We start from the raw sequence: 17,961 nt of genomic DNA on the forward strand, positions 1-17,961 counted from the left end.
GTTCTCTCCTCTCGACCTCCGGAACGGGGGGCGGAGTCCTCAGAGACCGAGGTCGCGGCCGATGAGCTCCTTCATGATCTCGTTCGTGCCGGCCCAGATCTTGTGGACCCGGGCGTCCTTCCAGGCGCGAGCCACGCGGTACTCGTTCATGAAGCCGTAGCCGCCGTGCAGCTGGACGCACTCGTCCAGGACGTCGCACTGGACCTCGGCCGCCCACCACTTGGCCTTGGCCGCGTCGACGGCGGTGAGCTTGCCCTCGGCATGCGCGGCGACACAGTCGTCGATGTAGGCCTCGGTGACCTCGACCTTGGTGACCAGCTCGGCGATCTTGAACTTGTTGTGCTGGAAGGCGCCGATCGGCTGACCGAACGCCTTGCGCTCCTTGGTGTAGTCGATCGTCTCCTCGAGGATCTGGCGGCAGTTCGCGATGTTGGCGATGGCGTTGCCGAGCCGCTCCTGCGGGAGCTTCTGCATCATCGAGATGAACCCCATGCCGGGCTCGCCGAGGAGCCGGTCGGCGGGCACCCGCACGTTCTCGAAGAAGAGCTCGGAGGTGTCGGACTCGGGCTGGCCGACCTTGTCGAGCGGCTTGCCCTTGGAGAAGCCCTCGTCCTCCGCCTCGAGCACGAAGAGCGAGATGCCCTTGGCGCCCTTGGTCGGGTCGGTGCGGATGGCCACGACGGCGAGGTCGCACTGGTGGCCGTTGGTGATGAAGGTCTTGGACCCGTTGATGATCCAGTCGCCGCTGCCGTCGTCGGCCTTGACCGCCGACGACTTGAGCGCGGCGAGGTCGGAGCCACCCGAGGGCTCGGTCATGCCGATGGAGAGGATCTTCTCGCCGGTGACGACCTGTGGCAGCCAGCGCTCCTTCTGCTCCTGGGTGCCCAGCGCGACGATGTAGGGCGCGGTGATGTCGGAGTGGATCCCGAAGCACGAGGACGTCGCGGCGTTGAACTTGGCGAGCTCCTCGGCCACGACCGCGTTGAAGCGGTAGTCGACGATGCCCGCGCCCCCGAACTCCTCGGGGATGCCCAGACCGAAGAAGCCCTGCTTGCCTGCCTCGACCCAGATGTCACGCGGGATGACGTGCTCGCGGATCATCTCCTCGGCACGAGGTTTGAGGGTCCGCTCGACGAACTCACGAACGGAGCCGCGGAAGGCCTCGTGGTCGTCGTCATAGATGTTGCGGGGCATGACACTCCTCGGAAGAACACGGATGACTAAGCGCTTGCTTAGTCAACCGGGCCTCGGGCATGCTGTCAACATGTCGGCCACCACGGGAGCACCGCAGTCGGAGCAGAGCATCCTCGCGACCCTCGAGGACTCCGGTGACACGGCCGGCGCCACCGTGCTCCGTCTCATGATGGCGGCGGCCGATGCGTTCTCCGAGAGGGGTTTTCACGCCACGACGACCCGCGACATCGCCTCGCGCGCCGGCCTCTCCCCCGCGGGCGTCTATGTGCACTTCACGTCCAAGGAGGACCTCCTCTTCCAGCTGAGCCGGCGCGGTCACCAGACGGCCCGCGACCAGCTCGTCGCCGCCGCCGGAGCCGCAGCCTCACCGACCGAGGCACTGCGCTCGATCATCGCCGGCTTCTCCAGGTGGCACGCCGAGCACCACCAGCTGGGCCGGATCGTCCAGTACGAGTTCCGCCACCTCACCCCCGAGCACCGCGACACGGTCCTCACGCTGCGTAAGGAGATCGACCAGGTCGTGCGAGGCGTCCTGACCGACGGTGTGACGCGCGGCGACTTCGAGGTGGACGACGTCGCCGGCACCGCTCTGGCCCTGCTCTCCATGGCCGTGGACGTGGCGCGCTGGTACTCCCCCGAGATCCGCCGCACCCCCGAGGACATCGGCCGCACCAACGGGGACCTTGCGGTGCGCCTCGTCGCCCGACGCTAGGCTCTCGGCCCATGACCGACGCCGGAGGACACGGGGGCTCCCCGTCGATCGCCCAGCCCGACTACTGGTGGTACCTCGCCCGCACCGACCTCCTCCACGCGGCCCTGAGCGACTTCGCGACCGACTGCACGACGGTCCTTGACATCGGCAGCGCCGACGGCCCGAGCGCGAGCTGGCTCCATGACGGGACGCGACACCTCGCCTCCCTCGACATCGACCCGCGCGGTCTTCGCGCCAACGGGGTCTGCGGCTCTGCGCTCGCGCTCCCCTTCGCCGACTCGGGCTTCGACATGGTCTCCGCCTTCGACGTGATCGAGCACTGCGACCCCGAGGCCGAGGCGCTGGCCGAGGTCAGCCGGGTGCTCCGGCCGGGAGGGCGCTTCCTCATGGCGGTGCCGGCCTACCAGTGGGCGTGGACTGACTTCGACGTGGCCAACGGGCACTTCCGCCGCTACACCAGGGGTCGCGCGACGACCGCCGTCGAGAAGGCGGGCTTCCGGGTCGAGCGGGCAACCTACGCCTTCACCTCGGTCTTTCCGGGGTTCGTCGCCGAACGCATCGTGCGCAGGCTGCGCGACCGCAAGCACACGGGTCCCGCCGACGTCGTCGAGGTCCCCGCGGTCCCGCGGGCTCTGCACCACGTGCTCATGGGACTCACGAAGCTCGACCACGCCGTCCTCCGGCGTGCCGACCTCCCCTTCGGCAGCTCCGTCTTCGTGGCCGCGACGAAGGTCAGCGACCCGCGCTGACCCAGCGGGTCACCACGTGCCCGAGCTGACCGGGCCGAGCTGACGGACGAGCTCACCCACGAGCTCGTGGTGGCAGCACAATGGCGCGGTGCGAATGTTTGCCGCCATCGTGCCGCCGCCGACCGCCCACGCCGACCTCGACGCCTTCGTCGAGGTGCGACGTGACGTCGAGTCCGGGCTGCGTTGGACCCCACCCCACCTCTGGCACGTCACGCTGGCCTTCATGGCCGACGTGCAGGAGCGCATCGTCGACGAGGTCATCGACGAGATCGCCGGCGTGGCGATCCAGCACCAGCCAATTCCGTTGCAGCTCAGCGGTGCTGGCGTCTTCCCGTCGGTCGCTGACACCCGGGTCGTGTGGATGGACGTCAGCTCTGACGCATCCGGCGGCCTCGGCGACCTGGAGCACCTTGCGCTCGGCGTGCGACGTGCCTGCGGACGCATCGGGGCCTCACCCGCAGGCGGCGACTACCGCCCCCACCTCACCCTTGCGCGTTCGCGACGCCCCTTCGAGGCGACCCGCTGGCTGCGTGTCATGGATGCGTATGTCGGCCCACCCTGGACCGCGGACGAGGTGACGGTCTTCGTGTCGCACCGGGGCACGGGAAAGGGCAGGCCCCACTACGAAGCCGTGGCGGCCTGCCCTCTCGGCGCTGACCTCAGTCGCGGGTGAGCTTGCGGTAGGTGACGCGGTGCGGTCGAGCCGCATCCTCGCCCAGTCGCTCGATCTTGTTGGCCTCGTAGGCCTCGAAGTTGCCCTCGAACCAGTACCAGTTGCCGGGGTTCTCCTCGGTGCCCTCGTAGGCGAGGATGTGCGACGCCACCCGGTCGAGGAACCACCGGTCGTGGCTGATGACCACGGCGCAGCCGGGGAACTCGAGCAGGGCGTTCTCGAGCGAGCCGAGGGTCTCGACGTCGAGGTCGTTGGTCGGCTCGTCGAGGAGGAGCAGGTTGCCACCCTCCTTGAGGGTCAGCGCGAGGTTGAGGCGGTTGCGCTCACCACCCGAGAGGACTCCGGCCTTCTTCTGCTGGTCGGGCCCCTTGAAACCGAACTGCGACACATAGGCGCGAGACGGGATCTCGACCTGACCGACCTGGATGTAGTCGTGCCCCCCGGACACCGTCTCCCAGAGGTTCTTGTTGGGGTCGAGGCCGCCGCGGCTCTGGTCGACGTAGGAGATCTTCACCGTCTCGCCGACGTCGACGACGCCACCGTCGGCTGACTCGAGGCCGACGATCGTCTTGAAGAGCGTGGTCTTGCCGACACCGTTGGCGCCGATGACACCGACGATCCCGTTGCGCGGCAACGAGAACGACAGTCCGTCGATGAGGACGCGGTCGCCGAAGCCCTTCTTGAGGTCCTTGACCTCGATGACCTTGCTGCCCAGGCGCGGGCCGGGCGGGATCTGGATCTCGTCGAAGTCGAGCTTGCGGGTGCGGTCGGCCTCGGCGGCCATCTCCTCGTAGCGGGCGAGGCGGGCCTTGGACTTCGTCTGGCGGGCCTTGGCGTTGGAGCGCACCCACTCGAGCTCGTCGGCGAGGCGCTTGGAGAGCTTCTGGTCCTTCTTGCCCTGGACCTGGAGGCGGGCCTGCTTCTTCTCGAGGTAGGTCGAGTAGTTGCCCTCGTAGGGGTAGGCGCGACCTCGGTCGAGCTCGAGGATCCACTCGGCCACGTTGTCCATGAAGTAGCGGTCGTGGGTCACGGCGACGACGGCGCCGTGGTAGGCGGCAAGGTGCTGCTCGAGCCACAGGACCGACTCGGCGTCGAGGTGGTTGGTGGGCTCGTCGAGAAGGAGCAGGTCGGGCTTCTGGAGGAGCAGCTTGCACAGGGCGACTCGTCGTCGCTCGCCCCCGGAGAGCACGGTGACGTCGGAGTCCGGCGGCGGACAGCGCAGCGCGTCCATCGCCTGCTCGAGCTGGGAGTCGAGGTCCCAGGCGTCGGCAGCGTCGATGTCCTCCTGCAGCTTGCCCATCTCGACCATGAGGCTGTCGAAGTCGGCGTCCGGCTCACCCATCTCCTCGGAGATGGCGTTGTAGCGGTCGAGCTTGGCCTTGATCTCGCCGGCGCCCTCCTCGACGTTGCCGAGGACGGTCTTGTCCTCGTTCAGCTCGGGCTCCTGCATGAGGATGCCGACGCTGTAGCCCGGGGTCAGTCGCGCCTCGCCGTTGCTGGGCTGGTCCAGGCCCGCCATGATCTTGAGGACGGACGACTTGCCGGCACCGTTGGGGCCGACGACGCCGATCTTGGCGCCGGGCAGGAACGACAGCGTGACGTCATCGAGGATGACCTTGTCGCCGTGGGCCTTGCGGGCGCGCGACATGACATAAATGAACTCGGGCATGGGGCAAGGCTATCGACTGCCCGCCCCATACCCGAATCCGTTGCGGTCAGGCCGCCGCCTCCTGGACCAACGGCCCCGAGGCGACGTCGGCCGGACGCTCCGCCAGGAGGTACTCGTCACGCTCCGGGTCCCCGTAGCCCTCCGACTCCTCCTCCGCTCCGAAGGCGTCGTCCATCCGGTCCCCCGAACCGTAGGAAGGCTTGGCGACCTTCTCGTAGACGGCCTGCCCCCAGCTCAGGTCGTGCCCCGCGACGTTGGCGTCGATGTTGACCGACGTCCCGTAGGACTTGTCCTCCCGCTGGAACTCGCGGACCCGCAGACGTCCGTGGACGACGACCGGCTCGCCCTTGGTGAAGGACTTCACGATGTTGGCACCGAGGTTGCGGAAGGCGTAGACGGTGTAGAACGCCGTGTCGCCGTCCTCGAAGGCACCCGGGTGACCGGAGACCGGTCGACGTGGGGTCGAGGCGACCCGGAACTTCGCGTAGGGCTGACCGCTACGCCCCACGCAGACCTCGGGGTCGGCGACGAGGCGTCCGTGGACGGTCACGATGGTGTCCTGCATGGCTGCTCCTCTGCTGATCAGGCACCGCTCGTGCGGTGCGCTGGAGCCAGCCTCGGGAAGGCGGATCGACGGGACAACCCTGAGTCGCGGATCTGTGGACAGCCCCGGTTGGACCGCTGCGCTGTGGACAGCGGCCTGTGCGTGGAAGGGGTCAGACCTTCGCGGCCGTGTCGATGTGCTGGCGCGTCTGGCGATGCCGCTCCAGGACCGCCGTCACCGGCGAGAGGACCCGCTCGTCGGCCACGACCGAGATGGAGTCGCGCAGCCGCTTGTTGATCACCGCTCCTCGACGTCGGGCTCCGATGCCCGCGAGGAAGCGTGAGACCAGCGCGAGCAGCAGACCCGCCGCGATCCCGCCGAAGAGCAGCACGAACGGCCACGGCAGGGGCCCCCACATGGGAGTCTCGATGCTGGGGAACTGCAGCCAGCCCAGCACCCAGAGGACGACGAACCACAGTGCCCCCGCGAGTGCAGCAAGGGCGAGCAGGATCTGGACGAAGCCGACGACCCGCCACCAGACGGGAGTGCGCGAACGCAGCGAGGTGTGGATCACGGCCTGGTCGAGGGCGTCCGACATCGCATGGCCGGGGGGCGCAGCGGCGACGTCGATGGCGTCGGCCCACGGTGTGGGCAGCGTCGAACCAGCCTTGTCGGCGAGCCGTCGGGTTGCGAGGTCGACTGCGGCGCGTGCCGCCGGCGTGGGCGGCGGCAGGGACGAGCGGCCCAGCACAGAACGGACATCGGCCTGGGTCACGCTGATGTCGTCACGACCCGGGTCGAGGCGCAGCCGCCGCAGCGGTCGCGGTCGGAGGCGCTGCACCCATCGCGTCATCGGCCACCCGGTGTGGCTCACGGCCTGCATCGAGTAGTCGCGCTCGACGGCCCGCACGACGGTCGGGACACCGGCGGCCCGGGCGAGGGCGTCGACGAGCTCGCCCTCCCCCTTGGCCTTGATGGCCGGCTCGGAGTCGGCCACCCCAGGACGCAGGGCGGCAGCCGACTGTCGCACGTCCGCAGCCAGCCGGGCCCTGGCGGCGTTCGAGCCGGAGACGGCGTTGCTGAGTCGCTGGCCCAGGACGTCCAGGCCTGCGCCGGTGCGGGCCGAGGTGGGGATGACGGTGGCCTTGGCGATGCCGTCGCGGGCCATGAGCCGGGTGAGGTCGGTGACGCACTGGTCGACCTCGGCGTCACTGAGGCGGTCGACCTGGTTGAGCACGACGATGGTGACGGCGTCGTGGGTCGCCAGCGCGGAGACGTAGTCGTCGTGGAGGCGCGCGTCGGCATACTTCTGCGGGTCGGTGACCCAGACGAACACGTCGACGAGCTCGAGGACGCGCTCGGCCTCGACCCGGTTCGAGGTCTCGCGGGAGTCGAAGTCGGGCAGGTCGAGCAGCACCAGCCCGTCGAGGGAGCCGATCCTTGTGTTGCCGGCCTTGTCACTGGCTTTGTTACTGGCCTTGTCGCTGATCTGGTCAGCGGCGACGTGGTGCCGGGTCGCGACACCGAGCCAGTCGAGCAGTGGTCCGGCGGGTTCGTCGCCCCAGACGCCTGCGGCCGGCTTGGACGTGGTGGGGCGGCGCGCTCCGACGGTGGCGACGTCGGAGCCGACAAGCTGGTTGAAGAGGGACGACTTGCCACTACCCGTGGCGCCGGCCAGCGCGACGACCGTGTGACCGCCGACGAGCGAGGTCCGCTCCCCCACCTTGGTGACGACGGCCGCGGCCTTGGCGACGGGCGCGGCGGGCAGCTCGGAGCCGCCACTGTCGATGGCGGCGCTGAGCGACGTGGAGGCAGCGGTCAGCGACTCGGCGGACACACCCTTGATCGTGGCGCTGCCCATGCGCAGTGGGCTCATGCGGAGACCTCGCGCACGCGGTTCGCTGCGGCGTGGAGCGCGGCCGACTGCTCTGCGGTGTCACCCACGGAGGCGACGACTGCGGCATACCTCTGCTCTTCGGTCTCGTAGAGCTCGGCGACGTGGGCCAGCAGGCTCGCTCGCGCCTTGGCCGCCATCTCACGCACGGCCTGGTCCCCGAAGATCGCCTCGAGAACGCGCTGGGCCAGCACGGACGTGCCGCCCGCGATGCCCACCTCGGCGCCGGTGAGCCCACCGGTCGCAGCGAACGAGACGAGCATGAGGAACAGTCCGATGCCATTGACGCCGTATGCCGCGATGCGGGCGTTGGTGCGTCGGTTGCCGCCCTCGTTGCGGACGATGTCGAAGACCTCGCCCTGCCACTGGCGCACCATGGCCTCGACGCGTGGGTTGAAGTCGGCGGACGGCTTGGCCAGCTCGGGGTGGTCGGCCAGCAGGGTGTCCCCACCGGGCAGGCGACGCCACTCACGCGCCGTGTCGGCCGATGCCGCAGACGCATGCGAGACGAGGAGGTTGGCGACGCCCGACTGGAGCGCCTCGCCCAGGTCCTCGGCGGGAGCCGGCTGACCCTTGACGGCAGCCGTGAGCTTGTCGCGCCACTTGGACAGGGTCGACTCGATCTGGCGGAAGAACTCGCCGGTGCCCACGAACTCCTGCCAGCGCGCGAGCACCTCGCCGCGCAGCAGGGTGCCGTCGGTCATGCCGTCCTTGACGCCCTGGGTCGCGCGCTCGTAGTTGCCGGAGGCCGCACTCTTCAGCGCCTCGGCCGCCAGGGCCTGTTCGTCGGACACCTCGGCGAGGGTGGACGTGCGGCCCGAGAGTGAGCTCATCGCGCCCTTGAGGGTCTGGCTCACGACCACGGAGCGGGCCCTGGCATCTCCGGCAAGGGCATCGAGCCAGGCCTTGAGCCGGCCCATGGCCTCGGGCGGGAGGAAGCCCTCGGGCGAGAGCGTGGCTTCGGGCACGGTGAAGATCGGGGCCGTCGGGAGCCCCTGCTCGCGCAACATGGCTGCGAGGTGGGGGCGGATCTCGTCGACGGCCTCGGGCGCGATGCGGTCCAGGACGATGGCGACGGCGGTGCCTCGCTCGGCGGCGGTGCGCAGCAGGTCCCAGGGCACGGCGTCGGCATAACGGGCCGCAGTCGTCACGAAGAGCCACAGGTCGGCGGCGGCCAGCAGCTGGCCGGCGAGCTCACGGTTGGCGTGGACGACCGAGTCGATGTCAGGTGCGTCGAGCAGGGCCATGCCTGCCGGGAGCGAGGACGAGTCGACGAGCCGCACCGTGCCCGGCGCCGACTCTTCGCCGGGGCCACCCGTGACTCGGGCGAGGCTGGGGAGGATGCGCTGGTCGGCGAACCACTTCCGGTCCTGGGGGTGGTGCACGAGCACCGGGCTCGTGGTGGTGGGGCGGAGCACGCCGGAGCGGCTCACCTGGGCTCCCACGATCGAGTTGACGAGAGTGGACTTGCCGGCGCCGGTCGACCCTCCGACGACCGCCAGGAGCGGTGCGTCGATGGAGCGCAGTCGGGGCAGGACGTAGTCGTCGAGCTGCTGGATGAGCTCGCGGCGTACGGTGACGCCGCGTGCCTGACCGGGGGTGCTGAGTGGAAGCACGGAGGACTCGACGGCGTCGCGCAGTCCGGTCACGGCCTCGACAAGGACACTCGCCTCGGTCGTCTCGGATGTGGTCACGCGCTCAGCCTAACGAAGTGGCGAGGTGCCGCACGCCGACGTGCCGACGCTCCCACCTGCGTTGTTGTCGTTCGTCGGTCCACGACGGTCGGCCGCCACCGGACATTAGACTCCCTTCTCGATCAGCCCCCGTAGCTCAGCTGGATAGAGCAAGAGCCTTCTAATCTCTAGGTCGCGTGTTCGAGTCACGCCGGGGGCACCGTGTGACCGTGTGGCTTGCCCGCTGCCTGACCGCTGGGCTCGCCCAGAGGTGTACGACCCTTGCCGCTGCTGGTCGGGGGCTGCCGGGCTCGAGGCATGGCTGATCCACCGTGGAGGCACGCCGCCCGTCCCACGCTGTTGGAGACGGACGACGTGCACTGACTGCCTACCCGAGTCGATGGGTGCAAAACGACCGACACGCTCCTCGCGGAGGAGCCGGCAACCGTCCGGCGGCGTGGACCGACCGTGTCGACAGATCTCTGCTGCCGCTGGCTCGACCTCGGCCACGGCGGCTGAGCGCGCTCTGAAGGTCAGCGTGGGCTCACGCAGCCAGGGTCCGGACCGCGGAGTAGATCGCCTCGTGGGCTCGGGCGAGGCTCACGCGCTCAGCGTGCCGCTCGGTGGCGGTGGCCCGTGACGCGCTCTCACCGGACAGCCACCGGTCGTGAGCGCTGCGCACGGCGTCGACGAGGGACGTGAGCCGCGTGGGCCCGGTGGCGGAGTACGACAGGGTGGGTCGCTGTTCCGCATAGAACCCGCAGTCCGGGGCGACGACCCACGTCCCGAGGTCGTGGCAGGCCTCGAGCCAGCCCGAGTGGGTGCCGAACTGGTAGGGCAGGACCGACACGTCGAGCCCGAGAAGGTACGCCCAGAGCTCGTCGTCGGAGAAGTAGTCGTGCACCTGCAGCTCGAGAAGTCCCTGCTGGGCCAGGGAGGTGACACGCTCCGAGAACCCTGCGTCGTGACGCACGAAGCCCGCAGTCATGACGTCGGTGTGGGCGTCCACGCGCAGCCGCGCACCCGGCATACCAGGAAGTGCTGTCACCAGGGCGTCGATGAGCGGCGACGGGTCCATGTTGGCGCGCAGGCTCTTGGCATGGATTCCCACGACGAACTCGCCACGCTCCGGACGGTCCCGGACCAGCCACTCGTCGGGCACCACCTGGGGGTGAGGCAGCACGGTCGCCTCCCGCCCCCAGCGGTGGCGGATCTCCGCCGCAGCCCCCGGGGTGAGGGTGATGAGGGCGTCGGCGGCGTCGACGAGGACACCGAGCTGCGCGTCGTGCAGCAGCGCGGCGTCATGATGCGGGTTGCGCAGGTCGTGGACGGTGACGACCAACGGCTTGTCGTGCTCTCGCAGGGCCGCTGCCACGTCCTCCAGGTCCTCGGGAGAGAGGGCGTCGAAGCCGAAGTGGATGTGCATGACGTCGAACTCGGCGGCGTGCTCGCAGATCCACGTCCGGCTCAGCATGCGCGGCGGCCACCACGGGGAGTCCGCCGACTCGCCGGAAGGTGGATCGGCCAGGCGGACGACCGAGCCTGCTCCGGCAGACGGGTGTGCCAGGTGTCTGACGTAGACGTGGGCAGAGGGAATCGAGGCGACGTTGATCACGGCTGACCTTCGTGACGAGGCGCGCGGGGATGGTCGCGCGACCGATGGGCAGACGGCACGCTTCTTGACCGCCGTGGACGTCCAGCCAACCTAACGCCCCCTGCGGTGTCCGGACGATCACCCACCCGAACTGGTGCCCGTGGAGCGCGCGTCAGGTCAGGCCGTCGCGGTGGCTCGCGTTGATCCGCTCTGCCAGGTCGGCGAGCTTGGTGTTCGTCCGGCTGGAAGCACTGCGAAGGATCTGGAAGGCCTCTTCGTCGCCGACCTTGTGGGCCGCCATGAGCAGTCCGACGGCCTTGCCGATCTCACGGTTGCTGTGCAGCCCCCGGCGGAGGTTGTCGGCGCTGGCCTCACGCTCCGCCGCGGCCAGGGCGACGGAGGTGAAGGCCGCAAGGACCGCGCCGACGTCCACGGACTCCTGCGTCAACGCATCGGGGGTCTCGGAGAAGACGTTCAGTGCCGCCCGTCCGCTCAGACCGTCGAGCAGCTGGTAGCCGAGCATCCCTCGCACCGTCGAGCGGGCCAGGGTCAGCTCGGCGAGGCGGGGCCACTTGCTGTTGCTGCGGATGTCCGGGTCGTGCTGCACGGAGTCCTCGACGATGCTGTCGAGGCAAGGCCCCTCGTGCGCCTCGGACTCGAGCCGGTCCATCAGGGCGGCCACGTCGTCGCTCGCGGCCCGGGTCACCAGCTGCTGGTTCTTGTGCAGCGTCGAGATGCAGGCGTGGTCGGCGCCGGGGATGATCTCGACCGCAGTACGACAGATCGCGCCGAGCACGTCGTCCGGTCCGTTGCCGGTGTAGACCAGCTGCGCCAGGGAGGCGAAGGCTGAGGTCGTCTCGCGCGAGCTTGGGGTCGTCATGGGTCAAGTATCACGCCTCGCAGCCCCGCCTCGGACCGAGACCGCGATCGAGGCGAGAAGGCGTCGAGCGCCACGTGGTTCGGCCTGGTCCAGCGACGCCGTGGACTCGGCCAGGAGAGATGCGATGATCGGGCCATGTCCGTCGCGATCCGGGCCACCCAGGTGGTCGACGACCAGCGACTGCTCGACCTGCTCGACGCCGGCGAGCGCGAGCGGGCCGAACGCCGCGCGGATCCCCATCCGTTCGTCACCGCCCACGCCCTCCTGCGTCGCCTCGTCGCGGACGAGACCGGTATGGATCCCCGGGCGATCGACTTCGAGAGGCGGTGCGCCACGTGCGGCACCGACCGGCACGGCAAGCCCCACGTCGTCGGCATGCGTGACGTCCATGTGTCGGTGTCCTACGGCGAGCGGATGGCCGTGGCGGCCGTGACCCGCCTGGGCGAGGTGGGTGTCGACGTCGAGGACCTCGAGTCCGCGGACTTCGACGGCTTCGGTTCGGTGACCCTCGACCCCACCGAGGCGGCCCGGCTGGCCCACCTGCACGGCGACGCCCTCCTCGGTGTGCGTGCCCAGCTGTGGTCGCGCAAGGAGGCCATCCTCAAGGCCACCGGGCACGGTCTCGTGGTCGACCCCAGCCAGGTCGTCGTGTCCGCCCATGACGCCCCCGCCGAGCTGCTCGAGTGGAAGGCGGCCCAGCACCTCCCGGGTCCGATGCAGGTCAGCGACCTCGACGTCGGTCGTGCTGACCACCGTGCCGCCGTCGCCGTCCTCACGAGCCGGCCGCTGACGGTGCGGCTTCAGCGCGGCTGAGCTCCTGCGGCGGTGCGTCGCAACGCCAGCTCAGCGAGCAGGGCGGCCATGTCCGGGATGACCGAGTCGTCGTATGCCGCCCGCGGAGAATGGTTGTCGTCTGCGCTCGTGTGGTCGTCCACGACGCAGGCGCCGACGTTGAGGTAGGCGCCGGGCACCTCCTCGAGCACGAAGGACATGTCCTCAGCCCCCGCCTCAGGGTTGACCATGTCGGCCCAGCGCTCCGCGCCGAAGAGGTCGACGACGGTGGCCTGCGCGAAGCCGAACTCCTCCGCGTCGTTGACCGTCACGGGGTATCCCCCGCCGATATCGACCGAGGCGGTGAGGTGGTGCGCTGCGGCGACGTGCTCGGCCACCCGTCGGATCTCGGCGTGCGCCTTGTCGCGGTGCTCCGGCGAGAAGGTCCGCAGCGTCGCCTCGATCTCGGCGGTGTCGGGGATGACGTTGTTGACCGTGCCCGCGCTGATCCGACCGACCGTGACGACGACGGGGTCGAAGACGTCGAACCGCCGCGTCACCATGGTCTGGAGAGCCAGCACGATCTCGCACGCGACGGGCACGGGGTCGAGGGCGTACTGCGGCTGCGAGCCGTGACCGCCCCTGCCCTGAACCGTGATCAGCACCTCGTCGGCCGCGGCCATCTGGGGGCCGGGGCGACCGAACCACACACCGCGGGGGTGCTCCGCGGCATACACATGAATGGCGTATGCCGCGTCGACCCGCCGTCCGGCGACGTCCAGGAGTCCCTCGCGCAGCATCGGTTCGGCCCCTCCGGGGCCCTCTTCGCCCGGCTGGAACATGAAGACCACGTCGCCGGCGAGGTGGTCGCGCACCTCGTGCAGGATGCGGGCTGCACCGACGAGACCAGCGACGTGCAGGTCGTGGCCACAGGCGTGCATGAGTCCGTCGCGCTCGGAGGCGAAGTCGAGGCCGGTGGTCTCGGTGACGGGCAGCGCGTCCATGTCGCCTCGCAGGAGCACGACGGGTCGCTCGCCCCCATCGCCCAAACCGCCGCGACCACGGAGCACCGCGACGACGCTGCTGAGGCTCTGCCCCACGGTGATCTCGAGGTCGACGCCCTCGAGCGCGTCAAGCACCGCCTGCTGCGTGCGCGGCAGGTCGTTGCCGAGCTCGGGATGACGATGCAGGTCGTGGCGCAGGCTGACCAGCTCGGGCGCCAGGGACTGCGACAGCTCGAGGACGGAGGGGTGCGGCCCCATCAGAGGACCTGGCCGGCGAACTCGCGTCGTCGCGCCACGAGGGTGGCGAGCAGCTCGCGCTCGTCCTCGAGGGCCCGGGCATCCGCGGCCGAGTGGTGCATGCGTCGACGGAGCAGCGCCAGCTCGCTCGCCGCGTCCTGGAAGTCCTCCATGGACCGCAGAGCGGGTCGGCCACCGTTGGCCCTCGCCCACTGCCGCGCCTCACGTCGCCGCGGCATCGACGCGAGCATCGCCACCTCGGCGGAGGACAGCCAGCCGGCGTCCGAGTAGGCGTTGAGGAACTGGCCGATGAGGCGGCCCTCACGGCGACGGACCCAGACGACGAAGCCGAGGAACGCGAGGAAGAGCGGGACCTCGACGACGAGGTAGACGGCGATGAGTCCCTCACCGCCACTCACGGCTGCGAGGTTCCAGACGGCATGCGAGATGACCGCGATGACGAAGCCGGCGAGCGGCGCGACCCACCGCACCCAGCCGCGGCGTGACATCGCGGCGACGCCGATCCCGATACCGGTGCAGATCGTGAACATCGGGTGGGCGAAGGGCGAGAGGAGGCAGCGGCCGATGAACGTGGCCGTGAGCCCGTCCTGGCCGTGCTCGGCCCACGCGAGGGCGAGGTACTGGATGTTCTCGGTGAACGCGAAACCGGCAGCCGTGACACCGGCATACACCATCCCGTCCGTGATCCCGTCGAACTCCCGGCGGGCGAAGCGCCACACCAGGAGGATGAGCAGACCCTTGGCGGCCTCCTCCACGACGGGCGCGACAAACACGGCGGTGAGCGCGAGGGACTCGTCCTGCGGGATCGACCCCCACAGGACGAGCTGGCCTGCGGTGTTGAGGGTCATGGCGATGAGGACGGCGATGAGGGCGCCCCAGAGGAAGGCCATCCAGAGGTAGCGGGTCGGTTCGGACTCGAAGCGGTCGAGCCACATGAAGGTCGGGACGACGATGCCCAGCGGGATGATGGCGATGACGAGCCCGAGCAGGGTCGCGCTGACTCCGGCCGCGGCCCCGATGGCGACGGCGACGGCGAGCGCGGCGACTCCGAAGCCCAGGGTTGCGACGCCGATGAGCACCCAGCGCCGGATCAACGACCTCCCCCGATGCGCGCCTGCGCGCGTGCGATCCGGCCCCGAGGGCACGGCTGGACCGATGGCGACGGCCTGCTCCCCACTCATGTCCGCGACCCTAGTGCAGCGCCATACAGTGGAGGCCATGTCCTCAGCCCCCGACCGAGCCCTCACCGACCGCATCGTCTGGATCGACTGCGAGATGACCGGGCTCTCGCTCGAGAACGACGCCCTGGTCGAGGTGGCCGCGCTCGTCACCGACTTCGAGCTCAACATCCTCGGCGAAGGCGTCGACGTCGTCATCAAGCCGACCGACGAGGCGCTGGCGCAGATGGGTGACTTCGTCCGCGAGATGCACACGTCCTCGGGGCTCATCGACGAGTTCGCCGACGGGGTGAGCATCGAGGAGGCACAGCAGCGGGTCCTCGACTACGTGCGCGAGTGGGTGCCCGAGCCCCGCAAGGCGCCCTTGGGTGGCAACACGGTGGCGACCGACCGCGGCTTCCTGGCGCGGGACATGGCCGAGCTCGAGGAGCACCTCCACTACCGCATCATCGACGTCTCCTCGATCAAGGAGCTGTCGCGGCGCTGGTTCCCCCGCGCCTACTTCGCGGCCCCCGAGAAGTCCGGCGGTCACCGGGCGCTGGCCGACATCCGGGAGTCCATCGCGGAGCTGCGCTACTACCGCGCCGCCGTGTTCGTCGACCCTCCCGGACGCGGGACCGACGAGCTGCGCGCCATCGCTGCCCAGCACGTCGTCGACCACTCCGAGCCGGTGTCGAGCGGCCCCGTCGGTCTGGTCAAGAGCACGCCTGGCGAGCAGGTACGATAGTTCGCGCTGCCTCGGCTCCACTGATGTGTATGCCGTGCAGTGCCTTGGTGGGTATAGCTCAGCTGGTAGAGCGCCGCCTTGTGGTGGCGGATGTCGCGGGTTCAAGTCCCGTTACTCACCCCGCTCGAAAGCCCCTGCACCGCAGGGGCTTTCGTCATGTCCAGACTCGGTGTGCAAGATGGGCCCATGAGAACGACGACGCGTGGACTCGTCCTGCTGCTCCTCACCGCACTCTCGGGACTGACTCTCGGGGCGCTGCCGGCGAGCGCCCACTCGCGGCTGATCTCGATCTCCCCCGCCGACGGCGCGTCAGTGCCAGCGTCTCCGCAGGAGATCGTGCTGACCTTCAACGAGCCGATCAACCCTCAGTTCGTCACGGTGCGCGTCACCGACGGCGAGGGCGGCGAGGTCGTGGGCGAGAAGGCATCGACGCAGGGGGCGAAGGTGACCCTCCCGGTGGGCGACCCCATCGCCGCCGGGACCTACAACGTCGTCTACCGCGTCGTCAGCGCGGACTCCCACCCGATCTCTGGGTCGACGCGCTTCACGGTGGCCGGCGACCCCGCGGCCCCGCCCAGCTCCCCGAGCGCCACTCCGTCCGAGTCCCCCTCGGGCAGCGCCTCCGGCGCAGCCACCCCGAGCGCGTCCACCAGCCCCTCGCTCGCGAGCCCGCCAGCGGCCTCCGAGGCCACCGGCGCCGCCCCCGCGTCAGCCGACACGGAGGACTCCGGTGGCACCCCGCTGTGGGTCTGGTTCATCGTCTTCGTGGCTCTTGTCGGAGCGATCGCCGCCACCTTCTACGCCGTGAGGCGCGACGAGTCCCAGGCCTGAGCAACGCTGGCACGAGGCCGTCCCCGCCTCGCCGCCACGGTGCTTGCCGGGATCGATTTCGCGACCGGGCGCGAGTCCTGATAATGTCTCCGCTCGCGCGCCATTAGCTCAATTGGCAGAGCAGCTGACTCTTAATCAGCGGGTTCGGGGTTCGAGTCCCTGATGGCGCACTCGTTGTTGTTGGTCACAGCCTTGTTGCGGCCCGACCGTGCTCGTCGTTCTCGACGTTTGGCCTTGAACGCCCGGTTTATCCCCGGTTTTGGAGGGCGGCAGGCCACTGATGAGCAGCAACGCGAAGGAACTGTCGAGCACTGACGTGCGCCATCGAGCGCTCTTGAGTGGTGACTGGCACTGTCGTGCGAGCTGACTCTTAACGCGAAGGTTCGGAGTTCGAGTCCTTGATGGCCGAACGCAACCCCGGTCTCAGCCCGGGAGCGCATGGCCCTCCTTCCGTCCGGAAGCCGTCCGACTTTGGGGTCGGGTAGGTCGTCGGCCTCCACACTTCCACCGCCGCAGGTTGGCACTCCAACGGACCGCAGTCGGGCGGGCCCTAGGCGTCCTGGGTGGTTCGGGGTCTCTTGCGGGCTAGGGGAACCGACCACCAGCCTGCATCAGCCACCGAAAGACGCCCGCATTTGGACGAGAAGCGGCACCCAACAACGTGTCTGGACGGGGAAGGCGCAGACCGTATCCGCCCAGTTAGGCCCCATTTCGAGTGTGGGCGCACCAACACGCCGATCACGTCTTGAGACTCTGCGAAATGGGGCCCGCCGGCCGTAGGCGCCTTGTACGTTGTGCTTAGCTACTTCCCGGGTCTCGCTGAGGGTGTTCACATGGGTCAGTTTCGGCGTCGCTTGGTAAGTCGGATGGTCGTTGCCGTGTTGGCTATCGCGCTCGCTGGAACTGGGTCTGTAGCGGTGACCGGGCAAGCTTCCGCGTCTATGTCGGTCGATGTGAGCGCTGCGCCTTTGAGCGCGACTCTTGCCGCGCTGACCGCCTCGTCTGACGCCCCGGGGTCGTATGTGTCGTTGGCTCCAGCCAGGATTATGGACACTCGGTTCGGAATTGGCGCACCCGGCCCGGTACCCGCCGGCGGAACAGCCCGCCTCCAAGTCACGGGCCAGGGCGGGATCCCCACCACCGGCGTCTCTGCAGTCGTGCTGAACGTGACCGTCACCGCCCCAAAAACGTCCGGCAGCATCACCGCCTACCCCGACGGCACCACCAAGCCCACCGCCTCCAACCTCAACTTCGTCGCCAACCAGACCATCCCCAACCTCGTCATCGCCAAGATCGGCGCCAACGGCAAGATCGCCCTGAGCAACAACTCCAGCGGAACCGTCCAACTCATCGCGGACATCGCCGGCTACTACCTTTCCGGAACCCCGACCGCCGGCGGCTACAGCCCACTAGCCCCCTCCCGGGTGTTGGACACCCGGTCCGGAATCGGCGCACCCGGCCCGGTACCCGCCGGCGGAACAGTCCACCTCCAAGCCACCGGCAAGGGCGGCGTCCCCACCACCGGCGTCTCGGCAGTCGTGCTGAACGTGACCGTCACCGCCCCAAAAACGTCCGGCAGCATCACCGCCTACCCCGACGGCACCACCAAG

Annotated in this window: 16 protein-coding genes and 3 tRNA genes; 10 read left to right on the top strand and 9 right to left on the bottom strand. The window is 69.5% G+C overall.

Features of this window, described 5'->3' with window-relative positions; genetic code table 11:
- Nucleotides 1-39: 39 nt before the first annotated feature.
- Nucleotides 40-1,194 (bottom strand): acyl-CoA dehydrogenase family protein, encoded by a 1,155-nt coding sequence (locus ACFQW8_RS01525; RefSeq protein ID WP_380085218.1) that lies wholly within the window; start codon nucleotides 1,192-1,194, stop codon nucleotides 40-42.
- A 70-nt stretch (nucleotides 1,195-1,264) separates the two neighbouring features.
- Here ACFQW8_RS01525 and ACFQW8_RS01530 point away from each other — a divergent pair, with 70 nt between their 5' ends.
- From ACFQW8_RS01530 to thpR, 3 genes are all read left to right on the top strand, one after another.
- A complete protein-coding gene (locus ACFQW8_RS01530; protein ID WP_380085220.1) occupies nucleotides 1,265-1,906 on the top strand; it encodes a TetR/AcrR family transcriptional regulator in 642 nt (213 codons plus the stop codon).
- 11 nt (nucleotides 1,907-1,917) lie between these two features.
- On the top strand, nucleotides 1,918-2,655 hold the full coding sequence (locus tag ACFQW8_RS01535) for a class I SAM-dependent methyltransferase (RefSeq protein ID WP_380085222.1): 738 nt from the start codon (nucleotides 1,918-1,920) through the stop codon (nucleotides 2,653-2,655).
- A gap of 94 nt (nucleotides 2,656-2,749) precedes the next feature.
- Nucleotides 2,750-3,328, top strand: a complete 579-nt coding sequence (gene thpR, locus ACFQW8_RS01540) for an RNA 2',3'-cyclic phosphodiesterase (RefSeq protein WP_380088554.1) — start codon at nucleotides 2,750-2,752, stop codon at nucleotides 3,326-3,328.
- Here the strand turns inward: thpR and ettA are convergent.
- From ettA to ACFQW8_RS01560, 4 genes are all read right to left on the bottom strand, one after another.
- Complete coding sequence (ettA, locus tag ACFQW8_RS01545) at nucleotides 3,315-4,997, bottom strand: energy-dependent translational throttle protein EttA (RefSeq protein WP_380085223.1); 1,683 nt, start codon at nucleotides 4,995-4,997, stop codon at nucleotides 3,315-3,317. The two genes, thpR and ettA, sit on opposite strands and share 14 nt — an antisense overlap.
- Before the next feature lie 46 nt (nucleotides 4,998-5,043).
- A complete protein-coding gene (locus ACFQW8_RS01550) occupies nucleotides 5,044-5,562 on the bottom strand; it encodes a single-stranded DNA-binding protein (protein WP_380085224.1) in 519 nt (172 codons plus the stop codon).
- A gap of 151 nt (nucleotides 5,563-5,713) precedes the next feature.
- On the bottom strand, nucleotides 5,714-7,417 hold the full coding sequence (locus ACFQW8_RS01555; protein WP_380085225.1) for a YfjP family GTPase: 1,704 nt from the start codon (nucleotides 7,415-7,417) through the stop codon (nucleotides 5,714-5,716).
- Nucleotides 7,414-9,129 (bottom strand): dynamin family protein, encoded by a 1,716-nt coding sequence (locus ACFQW8_RS01560; RefSeq protein WP_380085226.1) that lies wholly within the window; start codon nucleotides 9,127-9,129, stop codon nucleotides 7,414-7,416. Before ACFQW8_RS01560 ends, ACFQW8_RS01555 begins: the two co-directional genes overlap by 4 nt.
- 125 nt (nucleotides 9,130-9,254) lie before the next feature.
- On the opposite strand from ACFQW8_RS01560, the gene ACFQW8_RS01565 reads away from it, so the two are divergent.
- Nucleotides 9,255-9,328 (top strand) — tRNA-Arg (locus tag ACFQW8_RS01565).
- A 324-nt stretch (nucleotides 9,329-9,652) separates the two neighbouring features.
- On the opposite strand, the gene ACFQW8_RS01570 is transcribed toward ACFQW8_RS01565, so the two are convergent.
- Nucleotides 9,653-10,723, bottom strand: coding sequence for a glycosyltransferase family 1 protein (locus tag ACFQW8_RS01570; RefSeq protein WP_380085227.1), 1,071 nt, complete (start codon nucleotides 10,721-10,723; stop codon nucleotides 9,653-9,655).
- 151 nt (nucleotides 10,724-10,874) lie between these two features.
- Complete coding sequence (locus tag ACFQW8_RS01575) at nucleotides 10,875-11,582, bottom strand: GAF and ANTAR domain-containing protein (RefSeq protein ID WP_380085228.1); 708 nt, start codon at nucleotides 11,580-11,582, stop codon at nucleotides 10,875-10,877.
- Between the two features lie 135 nt (nucleotides 11,583-11,717).
- On the opposite strand from ACFQW8_RS01575, the gene ACFQW8_RS01580 reads away from it, so the two are divergent.
- Entirely contained in the window at nucleotides 11,718-12,395 is a 678-nt protein-coding gene (locus ACFQW8_RS01580) for a 4'-phosphopantetheinyl transferase family protein (RefSeq protein WP_380085229.1), read from the top strand.
- Here the strand turns inward: ACFQW8_RS01580 and ACFQW8_RS01585 are convergent.
- Together ACFQW8_RS01585 and ACFQW8_RS01590 are read right to left on the bottom strand one after the other, a co-directional pair.
- The gene (locus tag ACFQW8_RS01585) at nucleotides 12,383-13,615 is read right to left on the bottom strand and encodes a M20 metallopeptidase family protein (protein WP_380085230.1); all 1,233 of its coding nucleotides are present in this window, start codon (nucleotides 13,613-13,615) and stop codon (nucleotides 12,383-12,385) included. The two genes, ACFQW8_RS01580 and ACFQW8_RS01585, sit on opposite strands and share 13 nt — an antisense overlap.
- On the bottom strand, nucleotides 13,615-14,796 hold the full coding sequence (locus ACFQW8_RS01590; RefSeq protein ID WP_380085231.1) for a PrsW family intramembrane metalloprotease: 1,182 nt from the start codon (nucleotides 14,794-14,796) through the stop codon (nucleotides 13,615-13,617). The genes ACFQW8_RS01585 and ACFQW8_RS01590 overlap by 1 nt, the downstream gene beginning before the upstream one ends.
- Before the next feature lie 37 nt (nucleotides 14,797-14,833).
- On the opposite strand from ACFQW8_RS01590, the gene orn reads away from it, so the two are divergent.
- The 5 genes from orn to ACFQW8_RS01615 form a co-directional block, all read left to right on the top strand.
- Entirely contained in the window at nucleotides 14,834-15,520 is a 687-nt protein-coding gene (gene orn / locus ACFQW8_RS01595; RefSeq protein WP_380085232.1) for an oligoribonuclease, read from the top strand.
- A 47-nt stretch (nucleotides 15,521-15,567) separates the two neighbouring features.
- A tRNA-His gene (locus ACFQW8_RS01600) sits at nucleotides 15,568-15,640 on the top strand.
- Nucleotides 15,641-15,706: 66 nt separating this feature from the next.
- A complete protein-coding gene (locus ACFQW8_RS01605) occupies nucleotides 15,707-16,351 on the top strand; it encodes a copper resistance CopC family protein (protein WP_380085233.1) in 645 nt (214 codons plus the stop codon).
- Between the two features lie 97 nt (nucleotides 16,352-16,448).
- A tRNA-Lys gene (locus tag ACFQW8_RS01610) sits at nucleotides 16,449-16,521 on the top strand.
- A 987-nt stretch (nucleotides 16,522-17,508) separates the two neighbouring features.
- Nucleotides 17,509-17,961, top strand: a 453-nt coding sequence (locus tag ACFQW8_RS01615; RefSeq protein ID WP_380085235.1) for a hypothetical protein, incomplete at its 3' end; no start/stop codon positions are given.

The sequence above is a fragment of the Knoellia altitudinis genome, from assembly GCF_042666355.1.
Taxonomy (GTDB): domain Bacteria; phylum Actinomycetota; class Actinomycetes; order Actinomycetales; family Dermatophilaceae; genus Knoellia; species Knoellia altitudinis.